The 16054-nt window shown below is 25.4% G+C and carries 15 protein-coding genes; all 15 read left to right on the top strand.

Annotated features, from left to right (window positions below):
• Positions 1 to 90: 90 nt before the first annotated feature.
• The 15 genes from O212_RS0113120 to O212_RS0113050 all read left to right on the top strand — a co-directional run bounded on the left by O212_RS0113120 (position 91) and on the right by O212_RS0113050 (position 16039).
• A complete protein-coding gene (locus O212_RS0113120; protein ID WP_024615557.1) occupies positions 91 to 1944 on the top strand; it encodes a nucleoside-diphosphate sugar epimerase/dehydratase in 1854 nt (617 codons plus the stop codon).
• 94 nt (positions 1945 to 2038) lie between these two features.
• Complete coding sequence (locus O212_RS0113115) at positions 2039 to 3256, top strand: DegT/DnrJ/EryC1/StrS family aminotransferase (RefSeq protein ID WP_024615556.1); 1218 nt, start codon at positions 2039 to 2041, stop codon at positions 3254 to 3256.
• A gap of 48 nt (positions 3257 to 3304) precedes the next feature.
• Positions 3305 to 4012, top strand: a complete 708-nt coding sequence (locus O212_RS0113110; protein WP_024615555.1) for a sugar transferase — start codon at positions 3305 to 3307, stop codon at positions 4010 to 4012.
• Positions 4013 to 4039: 27 nt separating this feature from the next.
• On the top strand, positions 4040 to 5062 hold the full coding sequence (locus O212_RS0113105; protein ID WP_024615554.1) for a glycosyltransferase family 2 protein: 1023 nt from the start codon (positions 4040 to 4042) through the stop codon (positions 5060 to 5062).
• Positions 5046 to 5879, top strand: a complete 834-nt coding sequence (locus tag O212_RS0113100; RefSeq protein ID WP_024615553.1) for a LicD family protein — start codon at positions 5046 to 5048, stop codon at positions 5877 to 5879. Before O212_RS0113105 ends, O212_RS0113100 begins: the two co-directional genes overlap by 17 nt.
• A 24-nt stretch (positions 5880 to 5903) precedes the next feature.
• Positions 5904 to 6737 (top strand): LicD family protein, encoded by an 834-nt coding sequence (locus O212_RS0113095; protein WP_024615552.1) that lies wholly within the window; start codon positions 5904 to 5906, stop codon positions 6735 to 6737.
• A complete protein-coding gene (locus tag O212_RS0113090; protein ID WP_035279545.1) occupies positions 6727 to 7824 on the top strand; it encodes a glycosyltransferase family 1 protein in 1098 nt (365 codons plus the stop codon). The genes O212_RS0113095 and O212_RS0113090 overlap by 11 nt, the downstream gene beginning before the upstream one ends.
• Before the next feature lie 26 nt (positions 7825 to 7850).
• The gene (locus tag O212_RS0113085; RefSeq protein WP_024615550.1) at positions 7851 to 8942 is read left to right on the top strand and encodes an EpsG family protein; all 1092 of its coding nucleotides are present in this window, start codon (positions 7851 to 7853) and stop codon (positions 8940 to 8942) included.
• A gap of 172 nt (positions 8943 to 9114) precedes the next feature.
• The gene (locus O212_RS0113080; protein ID WP_024615549.1) at positions 9115 to 9939 is read left to right on the top strand and encodes a LicD family protein; all 825 of its coding nucleotides are present in this window, start codon (positions 9115 to 9117) and stop codon (positions 9937 to 9939) included.
• 26 nt (positions 9940 to 9965) lie between these two features.
• Positions 9966 to 11426: an oligosaccharide flippase family protein gene (locus O212_RS0113075; RefSeq protein WP_024615548.1), complete on the top strand. Its 1461-nt coding sequence runs from the start codon at positions 9966 to 9968 to the stop codon at positions 11424 to 11426.
• A complete protein-coding gene (locus O212_RS0113070; RefSeq protein ID WP_024615547.1) occupies positions 11419 to 12513 on the top strand; it encodes an aminotransferase class V-fold PLP-dependent enzyme in 1095 nt (364 codons plus the stop codon). The genes O212_RS0113075 and O212_RS0113070 overlap by 8 nt, the downstream gene beginning before the upstream one ends.
• On the top strand, positions 12513 to 13253 hold the full coding sequence (locus tag O212_RS0113065; protein ID WP_024615546.1) for a phosphocholine cytidylyltransferase family protein: 741 nt from the start codon (positions 12513 to 12515) through the stop codon (positions 13251 to 13253). Before O212_RS0113070 ends, O212_RS0113065 begins: the two co-directional genes overlap by 1 nt.
• A 637-nt stretch (positions 13254 to 13890) precedes the next feature.
• Positions 13891 to 14604, top strand: coding sequence for a Wzz/FepE/Etk N-terminal domain-containing protein (locus tag O212_RS16615; RefSeq protein WP_024615545.1), 714 nt, complete (start codon positions 13891 to 13893; stop codon positions 14602 to 14604).
• A 15-nt stretch (positions 14605 to 14619) separates the two neighbouring features.
• Positions 14620 to 15270: a CpsD/CapB family tyrosine-protein kinase gene (locus O212_RS16610; protein WP_024615544.1), complete on the top strand. Its 651-nt coding sequence runs from the start codon at positions 14620 to 14622 to the stop codon at positions 15268 to 15270.
• Positions 15271 to 15283: 13 nt separating this feature from the next.
• Entirely contained in the window at positions 15284 to 16039 is a 756-nt protein-coding gene (locus O212_RS0113050) for a CpsB/CapC family capsule biosynthesis tyrosine phosphatase (RefSeq protein WP_029699395.1), read from the top strand.
• Positions 16040 to 16054: the final 15 nt, after the last annotated feature.

Raw genomic sequence — 16054 nt, 5'->3', positions numbered from 1 at the left:
ATTATAGAAGAGATATTATTGAGTACAGAAAGCAATTTAGCAAAATATTTAGAAAGCTTAGTAAAAGAAAGATAGGGGGAGGTGGTTAAGTTGCATAAATTTATTAAGTATAAAGGGATAGTACTAATATTTTTAGATATTATAGTTATTAATCTTTCATATTTTTTTAGCTTTATTTTACGGTTTGATATAAGTATACCAGCTATATATATAAAGAATTATATAAAGGTTATTCCAGTAATAATTGTGATTTATATAGGCATATTTATAATATTTAAAATATATAAAAGTATTTGGGAAAATGCAAGTATTGATGAACTTATAAGAGGACTTATGGCTTGTATTACAGCTGGGTGTATAACCTTAATTTTAAATAACATAATAAATATTTTAATACCAAATAGTTTAATTATATCTAGTTCTATATTGATATTCATGGGAACAGTTTGTATTAGGCTTTCATATAGGATATTTAGGAGAATGGCTTCATATGGTAAGTTTAAAACAGGAAGGGAAATGAATAGAGTATTAGTAATAGGGGCAGGGTCATGTGGTCGTATTGTAATTGATGAAATGTATAAAAATCAAAATATAAATATGAAGCCTATTGGAATAATTGATGATAATAAAAGAAAAAAAGGTACTTTAGTTGCTGGTATTAAAGTTTTAGGTGGAAGAGAAAATATAGAAGAATTAGTAAAAAATTTAAATATAGATACTATACTTATTGCAATTTCAAAAATATCTGCAAAGGATAAAAAAGAAATAATTGAAATATGCCAAAAAACTTCCGCAAGTATAAAGATAGTACCAGGTATATATGAAATTATTGGAGGAAAGATATCTTTAAAAAGAATGAGGGATGTGGATCTTAAGGATTTACTTGAAAGGGATGAAATAAAACTAGATAAAGAGGGGGTTGAAGGTTATATAAAAAATAAGATTGTACTAGTAACAGGAGGAGGGGGCTCAATCGGTTCAGAACTTTGTAGACAAATAATTAAGTTCTCACCAAAGCAACTTTTAATATTAGATATATACGAGAATAATGCTTATGATTTAGAAAATGAACTAAAAAGAAACTTTAAAAATTTTAATCATAAAACAATAATAGCTTCTGTTAGAGATAGAGATAGAATAGATAAAATATTTAAGAAATATAAACCAGATGTGGTGTTTCATGCTGCAGCTCATAAACATGTTCCTTTAATGGAAACTAATCCAGGAGAAGCAATTAATAATAATGTTGTTGGAACTTTAAATGTAGCAGAAGCATCAAGTTTTTATAAAGTAGATAAATTTGTACTTATATCAACAGATAAAGCTGTTAACCCAACAAATATAATGGGAGCTAGTAAAAGGCTTTGTGAGATGATTATTCAAGCTATGGATAAAATTTCAGAAACAGAATTTGTTGCGGTGAGATTTGGAAATGTATTAGGGAGCAATGGATCAGTAATACCTTTATTTAAGGAACAAATAAAAAATGGTGGTCCAGTAACGTTAACTCATAAAAAAATAACAAGATATTTTATGTTAATTCCAGAAGCTGTAAGACTTGTTATCCAAGCAGGAGCTTATGGAAAAGGAGGAGAAATATTTGTGCTTGATATGGGAGAACCTGTAAAGATATATGATTTGGCATTAAAACTTGTAAAACTTTCAGGGTTTGATTCTAATAAAGATATTGAAATAAAAGAAATAGGATTAAGACCTGGAGAAAAATTATATGAGGAGTTATTAATGGAGGAAGAAGGTTTAAGAGAAACTAATAATAAAAAAATATTCGTAGCAAAACCAGGAAATTTTAATATAGAAGATATAAAAAAGTATATAAGTGAGCTTGTTTTTATAGCAGGTAGAGAGGATAAAGAAATTTTAGATCGAAAGATGATGGAAGTTGTACCCACTTATATAACTAAACAGTCAAAGATGAAAATATAAGAATAAATTACTAAAAAATAATAGTAATAATAAAGAAATTAATTAATATAATTACAAAAAATAAAAAGTATAACTTATAAAGTATGGAGGTTTTATGATAATACCATTTTCACCACCAGATATAAGAGATGATGAAATAGATAATGTTATTGAAGTATTAAAATCAGGATGGATAACTACAGGACCAAAAACTAAGGAGTTTGAAAAAAAAATTGCTGAGTATTGTGGTACAGAAAAAGCTATATGCTTAAATTCTGCGACAGCTGGGATGGAAATTATTTTAAGAATGCTTGGTATAGGAAAAGGGGATGAAGTAATAACTTCAGCATATACTTATACAGCATCGGCCAGTGTAATACATCATGTTGGAGCAAATATAGAACTGATTGATACAGAAAAAGATAGTTATGAAATGGATTATAGAAAGTTAGAAGAAGCAATAACAGAAAGGACTAAGGCGATTATAGCTGTTGACCTAGCTGGAGTTATATGTGATTATGACAAAATATTTGAGATTGTTAAAAGAAAAAGAAATTTATTTAATGCAAAAAATAATATTCAAAAAAAAATAGGTAGAATTTCTATAATTGCAGATGCAGCTCATTCTTTTGGAGCAACATATAAAGGAAAAAAATCAGGTAATATAGCAGATTTTACAAGTTTTTCATTTCATGCAGTAAAAAATTTAACTACAGCAGAAGGTGGAGCAGTAACATGGACTACAAAAGATAAACTTAAAAATGAAAAACTGTATAAAATAATCAATGAACTATCACTACATGGACAAACAAAGGACGCATTAGTAAAAAACAAAAAAGGTAGTTGGGAATATGACATAGTTTATCCAGGATATAAGTATAATATGACAGATATAATGGCTGCAATAGGTTTAGCTCAACTTAACCGATATGATGAAATTTTAAAATATAGAGAAAAAATTATAAATGTATATAATGAATGTTTAATGGAAAGTGGTATTAAAACACTTAGTCATTTTACCGAATATGGTAAGTCGAGTGGTCATCTATATATGGTGAGGCTAGATAAAAAAGATGAAAAATTCAGAAATGAAATAATAAAGAGTTTGGCAGAGAAAGATATAGCAACCAATGTTCATTACAAACCGCTTCCTATGCTAACAGCTTATAAGAGGTTAGGTTTTAAGATAGAAGATTACCCAAATTCGTATGAAATGTATAAAAATGAAATAACATTGCCGTTAAATACGATAATAACAGAAGAAGAGGCTATATATGTAGCTAAAAATTTAAAAGAAATTATAGTAAATGTCGATAAAGGGTTAGAAATATAAATAGTTAAGTTTATGTGTAAATGAGCAATTTTATAGGGGAAATGGAGGATGGAAAGTAGCAATAGAGGTAATATTCCACAATTTATGAATTGCAAAGAGGTTAATATAGCTTATGATCAATTATTAAAAAAGAGAAAAAGCTTAATAATAAAAAGAGCATTTGATTTAATAATTGGAATAATTGGGCTAGTAGTATTATTACCAATAATGATTTTAATAGCTTTAATAATAAAAATGGATTCAAAAGGACCATGTATATTTAAACAAGTTAGGATCACAAAATATGGTGAAAAATTTTTTATATATAAATTTAGAACAATGATAATAGATGCAGAAAAATTTGGAAGTCAAGTTACAACAGAAAATGATCCAAGGATAACTAGAGTTGGGAAAATATTGAGAAAATATAGACTTGATGAACTTCCACAAATATTAAATATAGTTAGAGGAGATTTAAGTTTTGTTGGGACAAGACCAGAAGTTCCAAAGTATGTAGAAAAGTATACAAAAGAAATGTTAATAACACTTTTAATGCCAGGGGGCGTAACATCATTAGCAAGTATAAAATTTAAGGATGAGGAAAAACTTCTCTCAAATAGTGAGAATGTAGACAAGGTATATGTAGAGGAGATATTGCCATTAAAGATGAAATATAATTTGAAGTATATAGAAAATTTCACATTCATTAATGATATAAAAATAATAATAAAGACACTATCAATTTTTGTAAATAGAGGTAATAAGGGAATAGTATAAAATGGATTGTTAAATAAGGGAGGAAAAGTGAAGGTTTCATTTATAATTGTTACTTATAATGGAGGAGAAAACTTAAGTTTTTTATTAGAAGATTTAAAAAATCAAAGTTATCCTCATAAAAAGATAGAAATTTTACTTGTAGATAGCAATTCCACAGATAATACAAAAGAGATAATGAATAAATTTTTACATTCAAACAATACATTTAAAAATATAAAAATATTAGATAATTATAAGAAAATATTGCCTTGTGGTTGGAATATTGCTTTAAAGGAAGCTACAGGAGATATTATATTAAGAGTTGATGCACATTCAAGATTACCAAAAGATTTTATAGAGAAAAACGTAATTAACATAAAGGTTGGGGAGAAAATAGTTGGAGGACAAAGGATTAGTATAATAGATGAAAAAAGTAATTGGCAAAGATTATTATTACAAGCTGAGACATCTATATTTGGTAGTGGTATTGCTAAATATAGAAGAAAAAGAAAAAGTGAATATGTAAACACACTAGCACATGCAGCATATTCAAGAGAAGTATTTGATACTGTAGGTAATTATGATGAGAGATTAGCTAGAACAGAAGATAATGAAATACATTACAGAATGAAAAAAGCTGGTTATAAATTTTTGTTAGATCCAAGTGTAATATCATACCATAATGCAAGAAATAAGCTTTCAAAAATGTGCAAACAAAAATTTTTAAATGGTTACTGGATAGGACTAACTATAGGTGTACAACCAAAATGTTTTTCATTATATCATTTTGTTCCATTAATTTTTGTTTTGTCATTAATAGCAGTAATTATAGTAAGTATAAATTTTAGTAATAGATTACTTTTGAGCTTAATGATTCCTTATATATCAGTAATGCTATTGATAACAGTAAAAGTAATAATAGATAATAAATTTTATTGGCAAGTCATATTACTTCCGTTTATTTTATTATTATTACATTTAAGTTACGGATTTGGCACAGTGACTGGAATAATAAATTTGCCGTTCTGGCTTAAAAATAATAAGGAGATTTCAAATGTTTTACGGGAATGAGTTAAGAAATATTCATAATATTGCTACAGAAATACTTGAAAGCTTTATTGAATTATGTGATAAGCATGATTTAGAGTATTTTGCAATTGTAGGGACTGCATTAGGAGCTGTAAAGTATAAAGGGTTTATACCTTGGGATGATGATATTGATATAGGAATGACTAGAGAAGATTATAATAAATTTATTGAAATAGCAAAAATAAAATTACCTAAGAAGTTCTTTCTTCAAAATTTTCATACTGAGTATGATACACCATTTTACTATTCAAAAGTTAGAGCAAAAAATACTGAATTTGTAGAGAAATATTATGATGCTTTGAATATAAATAAAGGTATTTTTATAGATATATTTCCAATAGATAATATTCCTGATAATAAAATTTTAGAAAAAATACAGTATGCAAAATCAAAGTTTATAAGCAATATATTTATTGCAGCAACAATATCTGATATAAATTCAAATGATAACAATGTTAAATCCAAAGTAAAAAGATTAATACGAAGATCAATGAATAAGGTTTTAAAAAATATTGATAAAAATAAAATTTTTTATATGTTAGAAAAAGAGTTCACTAAATATAATAATAAATCAACTAAAAGAATTGGCCGCGTAAATGAAAATGAGGTAATAAGACGTAAATATATATATCCGTTTAAACAATTAGAGTTTGAAGGGTTGAAAATAAATATACCAGGAGATTATCATAAGTATTTAACTAATAGGTTTGGAGACTATATGAAGCCACCAAAAGAAGAAGATATAAGGTGTCATAAGCCATGTAAAGTAATTATAGAAGGAATTGAATATAAATATTAATAATATAAAAGGAAGTGATCTTCATTGTTCTACGGCGAAGAGCTAAATGATATTCATAATATTCAGCTTAAGATTTTAAAGGAAGTAGTTGAGTTATGTAAAAAGTATGACATAAAATACTTTGCTATTGGGGGAACAGCATTAGGTGCTATAAGACATAGAGGTTTTATACCGTGGGATGATGATATTGATATAGGAATGACTAGGGAAAACTATAATAAATTTATTAAAATAGCAAAAACTGAACTACCTAATAATTTATTTTTTCAGCATTTTTCAACTGAAGAAGATACACCTTTTTATTTTACAAAAGTACGAGATAAAGACACAGAATTTATAGAGCCATATTGTAGTGATTTAACAATAAATCATGGAATATTTATTGATATATTTCCTTATGATAATATCCCAGACAATAAAATATTAAGAAATATACATTATATAAAGATAAAATTTTTAAATAATCTATTTATATCAAAAACATTAGTAAATATAAACTCCAATAAAAATGACTTTGTAAGTAAATTTAAAAGGAATTTTAGAAAGTTATTAAATTTCCTTTTAAGAAATGTAGATAAGAATACAATATTTAATAAGTTAGATAAAGAGGTAAAAAGATATAACGACATTGAAACAAAGACAGTAGGCTTTATTGCTGAAAATGAAATAACGAAAAAAGAGTGGATAAATACTTTAGAAAATAGAAAATTTGAAAATATTTATGTATGTGTCCCAAGAGACTATCATTGGTATTTAAGTAGTTTATATGGTGATTATATGAAAGTTCCAAAAGAGGAGAATAGAGTAAATCATAATCCTTCAAAAGTTAAGGTGAATGGAGTTGAATATGAGTATTAGAATATTGCATATAGTATCCAGTTTAAGTACAGGAGCTGGAGTAATGGCAACAATTATGAATATGTACAGAAAAATTGATAAATTAAAAGTACAGTTTGACTTCCTTTATTTTTATGAGTATACAGAAAAAGAGACATATAAAGAAGAAATAATAAAAAATGGTGGGACTTTGTATAAAGTCATAAAGCCAACAGTATTAAATATAAGTAAATTTAATAGAGAATTAAGTAAATTGCTTTATGAAAATGAATATAAGGCTATTCATCTTCATGAAGTTTATCTTAATTTAATTGTAGGGCCAATTGCCAGAGAGAATAATGTAAAAAATATTATAGCTCATAGTCATACAACTATGTATTCAGATAATAAATTAAAGGCAATAAGAAATAAAATTTTATGTATGCCATTAAAGAAACAAGCTAACGTATACTTTGCTTGTTCAAATGCAGCTGCTAAGTTTCTTTATGGAGATAATAGCAAAGTATACATTATGAATAATGCAATTGACTGCAATAAGTTTAGGTTTAATAAAATCTTAAGAAGGGAAATAAGAAATAACCTCAATTTAAATGATAAATTTGTTGTTGGACATATAGGTAGATTTACTGAGCAAAAAAATCATAGTTTCTTAATAGATATATTCTTAGAAATAAAGAAGATAAAAGAAAATTCAGTATTGATTTTAATTGGTAATGGAGAATTAAAAGATAAGATTAAAGAAAAAGTAAGTAAATTATCTTTAGAGAATGATGTTAAGTTTTTAAATAATAGAAAAGATGTACATGAATTGTTGCAAGGAATAGATATATTTTTATTACCTTCATTATATGAAGGATTGCCTGTATCTGGAGTAGAAGCTCAAGGAGCAGCACTTCCTTGTGTTGTATCTAACGAAGTTACAGAAGAATTAAACTTAGGAAATTGTAAATATATTAGCTTAAATGAAAATGCAAAAGTATGGGCAAAAGAAGTGGTGGATTTTGGAGAAGGATATATTAGAAAGGATAATTTCAAGGAAATAACTAAAAAAGGATATAACATAGATAATGAGGTAAAAAAGTTGGAAGAGTTTTATATTAATCTTTAATATATAGAATGGGAGAATAGAAAGTTATGTGGCTATATTACACATTGATAGTATATATTATTGCGATAGCTATACTTTTAAACAGTATAAACTTAAAAAACAAAAAGGGTATATATTTATTTATGGTATTTAGCATATTAATTATACTAGCTTCTCTTAGGGATAAAACAATAGGGAATGATACTCATGTATATATGAATTTATTTACTGAACTTCAAAATATAAAATTAGAATATTATTCTGATAGATACGAAATAGGATACTTATTTTTAAATAAGTTTGTGGGAATATTTTCGAAAAATCCTCAAAGTATACTTGTAACCACAAGTATTATAATACTTTCATCTTACAGTAGATTTATAAAAATGTATTCAAAAAATGTGTATGTAAGTACTATATTATTTTTCTTATTGGGGTATTTTGGATCAAGTATGAATACATTAAGACATCAACTTGCAATAGTAATATTGTTTTTCTCTTATAAATACATAAGAGAAAATAAATTTATGAAATTTATACTTGTAGTTATTATGGCATCACTTTTCCACAATACAGCCATAATATTTTTAATAGCATATCCAGTTTCAAAGTTAAAAGTAAATTTAAAAGTTATAGTATGCTTTATGGCTATGACTGTATTAGTATATACATTATTTGTACCAATATTTAAAAGCTTATTATCCAAAATGGCAAAATATAGTTATTACTTAAATTCTGTGTATTTAAATGGAGAAGTAAGACTTGCAACCATAATAAATATATTAATTTCATTAAGTATTATATTGTTTGGACTTATATTAATAAAAAGAAATAAAGTAAAGTTAGATAATGATATAAGAATAATGACTATGTTTTTAATAACAGGTATATCAATAAGTATAATTTCTTTAAAGTTTAATCTTCTTGATAGAGTTGCTGAATATTTTCAAATTTTCTCAATAATATATTTACCAAATGTAATAAATTTAATAAAAGTTAGGGAGAGGAGATATATTTATATAATATTAATAATTGTACTATTTTTATTATATTCTTTAAGTATTCAGTATTTTAGACCAGATTGGAATAGAATATTTCCATATAAAATTTATAAACCTTTTTTTAATATATTATTTTGAAAAAGTTAATTAAGTGAGGTAGGAGTAGCATTATAAGAGTATTGCATATAGTTTGAACTTAATTTATTATTTAACTCCAAAGTCTAAAAATATACTTAAAAGTTTTTAAGAAAGATTTTATATAAAAATTATTAAGAAATATAAGCAATGTAAGTTTTTATGGAGGTAAACTATGTGTTTAAGAGAAGCACAAAATTTAATGACCACTATTTTAAGAGATATAGATAATATATGCAGAAAAAATAATATAGATTATTGGATAGAGTCAGGGACGTTGCTTGGGGCGGTAAGGCATGGAGGGTTTATACCCTGGGATGATGACATTGATATAAGTATGCTTAGAGATGATTATAATAAGTTCATAAAAATAGTAGAGAAGGAACTTCCAGATGATTTGTTAATAGAAAATATGTATAAAAAAAGCAACATAGATTATCAGTGGAGCAAAATAAGGCATAAAAATAGTGTGTTTATAGAATATCCAGAATTAGAAGAACACGGTGGGATTTTTGTTGATATATTTCCATATGATTACTGTAATGATAAAAATAATAAAATGATAAAGAAAAAGAAAAACTTAAGGATAAGATATAAGATGATTGATTATGGAAATAAAGCATTTTCAAAACCATATTTAAACAATATAAATAGAAATTCAAAAATATTATTAGGTAAAGCATATAGATTTATTACAGGTGATAAAGATTATGAAAACTTAAACAACAAATTAAAAGAGAGTGTTAATAGTATAGATGAAGCGGAAATAGATAATAAGATTACTTACGGTGTAGAAGTAATATGCTTTAATGAGTATTTATTTATAGACGATATATTTCCATTAAAAGAAATAAGTTTTGAAAATATAAAGGTCAAGTGTCCAAATAATAATCATAATTGCTTAAAACAATTTTTTGGAGAAAGTTACATGGAATTACCAAATGAAGAAGATAGAGTATGGCACAATGAGGGAATATATATTTATGAATATAGAAAATAGATAGATATATCAATTAGGAGATTATAATGCAAAAATCAATAGCGAAAAACTTTGTTTATAAATTTATATTAAATCTTTTTAATATAGTAGTGCCAATATTAGTAGGACCATATTTGGCAAGAACATTAGGACCAGAAAATATGGGGGTTTTTAATTATTCAAATGCTGTATTTGGATATTTCTTTATATTTGCAAGTTTTGGTGTATATCAGTACGGAGTTAGAGAATTAAGTAACAATAGAAATGATAATGAAAAATATAGAAAAGTGTTTACAAACATATTTTTAATATCAGTAATTACAAATATTTTAGCACTTTTAGTATATTTGATATTTATAAATGGAGCGTACTCAGATGATATTTTATATGTACCTTGTATGATATTGTCATTTGATTTTTTCTCAAATATATTTTACGTAGAATGGGTAAATGAATCATTAGAGAGTTATAACTTTATAAGCATAAAAACAATAATAATAAGGATTGTATATGTAGTACTGTTATTTATTATGGTAGAGGGATCTGATAATTTAAATGAATATATGCTTTTATTATGTTTTACAACATTTTTAAATAATATAGTAAGTTATATTTATGTAAAAAGGCGTATAAAGTTCAAATTTAAAGATTTTGAAGTGAAAAAGCATTTGAAAGGAATGTTTTTTGTAGTTATATTATCGAATATAACTGTTTTATATACTCAGCTTGATAAGCTAGTTATTGGTAAATATATTAATATGGAGGCTGTTGCTTTTTACTCAGTAGCACAATCAATAACAAGAATAATAAGTGGGCTTATGCAAACTTTTATAAATGTAACAATCCCAAGATTAAATTATTACTTATCAAATGATGAAGAGAATAATTATATAGAATTGTTAAATAAAGTTTCAGGAATATACTTTTTATTTTTATTTCCAGTATGTATAGGAATGTTTGTTTTATCGAAAGAAATAATAGCACTTTATGGTGGAGATGCATACTTAGGAGCAACATCGGTATTTGCTATATTTTCAATATATGTAATTACATTAGGATATGAATCAATACTTGCAAATCAGATTATGTATGTTAAGGGTAGAGAAAGAGGTTTAGTAAGAATAGATATTATTGGAGGTATATTTAATTTAATAAGTAATTATATTCTTGTATTTTTAAATATACTTACACCAGTAACAGCAATATTAACAACTATGGTTGCAAATATAATAATAATAATTTTACAAAATTATTATACTAGAGAGAAACTTAAAGTTAATTTTAAAATATTTTCTTTAGATAAAACAAAGTATTTAATAATATCACTTGTATTTATTCCAATAACTATATTTATAAAAAGTATGGTTACAGGAATTATAAGAATATCAATAATTACAGTATTTATTAATGCTTTAATATATTTTTTAATTTTATATATAAGTAAAGATAAAGTATTTACTGAAATATTAAATATAGTAAAAAGACGCTTTGGAGGGGATAATGAATAATTTTAATGAAGAATTTCTTAACTTCTCTGTAGGTCCAGTACTTATGGAACAAGAAATATTAGAAATAGGACGACAACAAATACCTTATTTTAGAACGAAAGAGTTTTCGAAAGTTATGCTAGAAAACGAAAGGCTAATGAAAAATATGTTAAGAGCAGATGAAGAGACAAGAGCAATTTTATTAACGTCATCAGGTACGGGAGCTATGGAAGCTTCAGTAATGAATATTTTAAATAAAAAAGATAAAGTATTAATAATAAACGGTGGGAGTTTTGGAGAAAGATTTGTTAAATTATGTTCAATTTATGAAATACCATATATAGAAGTTAAGTTAAGCTTTGGAGAGGAATTAACTTATGAACATTTAAAAAATTATAAAGAAGAAAATATAACAGCATTTTTGGTAAATGTTCACGAAACATCAACTGGAATTTTATATGATATGGAATTAATAAGTGAATTTTGTAAATTAAAGAAATGTATGCTTATAGTAGATGCAATAAGTTCCTTTTTAGCAGATGAAATTAATATGAAAAAGTACAATATAAATGTACTTATAGTATCATCACAAAAAGCATTAGCCCTACCTCCAGGAATATCAATAATAATGGTAGATAAAAAAGCTATAAAAGCTATAAAAAATAATCCGATTAAAAGTATGTATTTTAATTTGAATGATTATTTAAAAGATGGAGAAAGAGGACAAACTCCCTTTACACCAGCAGTAAGTATAATATTTCAATTAAATAAAAGATTAAAAATGATAGAGAAAATAGGAGTTCAAAACATTATTAATAATACTAAGATTATAGCAGAAGATTTTAGAAAGAAGATAAAAAAATTACCTTTTGAAATATTAAATAAAAACTCATCAAGTGCAGTTACAACATTAAAAGTAAGCAAAGATATAAATGCTTATAATATATTTGAATATTTAAAAGATAATTATAATATTTTTGTTTGTCCAAATGGTGGTGATTTTAAAGAGAGTGTTTTTAGAGTAGGACATATAGGTAACATATCAGTTGATGATAATAGTAAATTGATAAATGCTTTTAATGATATGAATAAAAGGGGGATATTTTAATGAGAGCTTTGATATTGGCAGCAGGAAAGGGGAGTAGAATAAGTAGATATTTATCAGGAAACCCAAAATGTACAGTTGATATAGGTGGTATAAGTCTTATAGAGAATACTGTAATAAAGCTAAAGGAATCAGGAATAAGTGATATTGGATTAATAGTTGGATACAATAATAAAGAAATAAAAAGAATTTTAAAAGATTATGATGTGAAATTTTACTATAATCCGTTTTATGATGTTACAAATAGTTCAGCATCAGCTTGGTTCGCAAAAGATTTTATAAAAGATGATGATATTATAATTATGAATGGGGATGTATATATAGAAAGATCATTACTTCAATATATAATAATGGAGGAAACAAGTCCTGTATTATTTGCAGATGAAAGCAGAAAGGAAGAAGGGGATTATAAACTTTTTTATGAGAATAATATACTTAAAAAATATGGTAAAGATTTATCAGGAGATGATATAACAGGTGAGTATATAGGTGTGGCAAAGATAAATAAAGACTTTATAAAAGAGTTTAAAGAAAGTTTAGAGAATATTATAGAAAATCAGAACCATTCATCATGGTGGGAAGATGCATTGTATAGATTAATCAATAAAAAAAACATCTATGTTAAAAACATTAATGGAGCTTTTTGGGCTGAAGTTGATTATATAGAAGATTATGAGAGGATATTAAAATTTAGAAATTATAATTTAGAGTTTAACTTAACAGTTTGCAAAAATAATGAATAATTTTCTTAGAATAATAAGAAATTAAAAAATAAGTAATTAATAACAATGTATATATAATTAAGTTTAGAAAAGTTGAGTATAAATTTGTAATCAACTTTTTTGTTTTATAGTTTGAATCAGTAAAATTTATTTTTAATGAAATAAAGGTTTTTTTAAAATATAAGATTTTAGTTATGAAAAACTTTATATAAAACTAATGAAAAAGAAAATAAACTATACAATAGAGTTTATTCGAATTAATAAAAACTTTTCGACCTAATTATACATAATAATATTATTAATAATTAGTATTTGAATAAAAAATATTTGGAAAGTTTATTAAATTATCTACAAAATAGTTTATTTGGAAGTGATTTCATATAAGTTTTTATTATTATAAAATAATACTCTAAAAAAGAGGTATAAATAGGAATAAATAATAATATAGGAATGTTATAATATTATTAACAAAATTTAATAAATATAGTACAATATACATTGTAAAAAGAAAAGATATGAACAAAGTAAGTATTTAATGTAAAAAAAAGATTAAATGCAGGTGTGAAAAAAGAAGAAAATTTAACATTTATGGTATACTTACATAGTAGCTGTAAAAAGAAGGAATAATATATTTTAGAATTTAATATGGGGGACAGTAATGAAGGAAGAAAACATTAATATTAGCGAAATATTTGAAGCACTTAAAAAGAGATACAAACTAATTATAGGAATTACATTAGCATTTACACTAATTGCAATTGTTTTAAGCTTCTTTGTAATTAAACCAAAGTATGAGGTTACAACAAAACTTTTCATTGGTAAAGAAGCAAATAAGTCTCAAAAAGAACAATATGATAATAATGATGTTATGATGTATCAAAAATTATTAACAACATATGCAGAAATAATTCAAACAGATGATCTTATTCAACAAGGACTAAATAAAGGTCACTTAAATCTTGAGCTTAAAGATGTAAAGAAAAGTCTTAAAGTTACTCCAAGAGCAGATACTCAAATTCTTGAAATATCATATACTGGAACAGATAAGCTTCAAGCTGTTGCTGCAGTTAAAGATATAACAGATGTATTTATAAAAGAATCAAAGAAACTTATTCCAAATGGAAATATTCAAATTATAGAACAAGCAAAAGTTCCAGAAAAACCAGTAAGTCCAAACAAGAAGCTTAATGTACTTATAGCATTTGTACTTGGTCTTATTGTAAGTGTTGGATTAGCATTACTTTTGGAATTTATGGATAATACATATAAGTCAAAAGAAGATGTAGAAAATTATTTGGATATACCTGTAATTGGAATAATACCAGAACTAGATGGTGATGGTAACGTAAGTAAAAGAAAGGGTAAACATTAAAAGGAAGGTGAATATATGTTAATAGTTGAAAAGCAACCAAAGTCAATACCAGCAGAGAGTTATAGAACTCTTAGAACTAATATTCAATATTCATCTTTTGATAAAGAAATAAAAAGAATATTAGTAACAAGTGCAGAACCAGGGGAAGGTAAGTCAACAACAGCAGCAAACTTAGCTGTTGCTTTTTCACAAGATGAAAAGAAAGTATTACTTATAGATTGTGACCTTAGAAAGCCAAGTGTTCATAAGCAATTTAGAATATCAAATAATATTGGACTTTCTGATGTTGTTATGGATAATTCAAAGCTAAAAAAAGCAATAAATAAGCATAATGAGTATCTTGATATTTTGCCTTCAGGTAAAATACCACCAAATCCTTCAGAACTTTTAGGTTCAAAGGCAATGGGAAATTTACTTGATGAACTTCAAAAAGAATATGACATAATAATTATTGATACTCCACCGGTACAAGCTGTTACAGATTCTCAAATACTTTCAACAAAGGTTGATGGTGTAATACTTGTAGTAAGAGCAGAGAGAACAAAAAAAGATTCAGTAAAGCTTGCAAAGGAATCTCTTCAAAAAGTTAAAGCAAATATAATTGGTGTTGTCTTAAATGGTGGAGAAAGAACAAGAGATAAGTACTACTATTATTATGCAGAATAATTAGGTGATTATTATGATTGATATACATTCACATATATTACCAGGAATTGATGATGGATCAAAGAGCATAAAGATGACACTTGAGATGCTGAAAAAGGCAGAAGCAGAAGGGATTATGAACATTGTAGCCACTCCTCATTTTAGGAGGGGTTGCTTTGACATGCCTTACTCAGAAATTACAGAAATAGTAAAAAATTTAAATGATTTTATAAAAAGTGAAGGATTAACTATTAATATAATTTCAGGACAGGAAGTATATTTTTCAGAAAAAATTATTGATGATTTTGAAAGTGGAGTAATTGGAACTATAAATGATGGTAAATACATGCTTGTTGAATTTTCAATGAGAAGGATACCAAAGGAAGCATTAGATTATATGTATGAACTTAAGCTTCGAGGAATTACTCCTATTATAGCTCATCCTGAAAGATATTCAGATGTTATAGAAAATATTGAAGTTTTAAACCAATTTATTGATGAAGGATGCCTTTTACAGCTTAATGCTGGAAGCATAAGAGGGGATTTTGGTAAAACGGTTAAGAAAACAGCGGAAAAGCTTACAAAGGCTGGAGCATATTCTTTTATTGGAAGTGATGCTCATAATAATCAAAATAGAAATACTGGAATAGTTGAAGAATTAGAAGAAGTGTTTAATAAAAATATACTTTTAAAAAGTGTGTTTTTAGAAAATGAAGTTAAGTTAATTAATAATGAAGAGATAAAATATAGAGGAAATAAATTAAAAAATAAAAGGTTTATCTTTTTCTAAAAGTTATCAAAAAAT

Origin of the sequence: Clostridium sp. Ade.TY (assembly GCF_000498355.1) — a bacterium.
Lineage (GTDB): Bacteria > Bacillota > Clostridia > Clostridiales > Clostridiaceae > Clostridium.
Note: the sequence above shows the minus strand (reverse complement) of the source record. Positions and strands in the feature narration are given on the sequence as shown.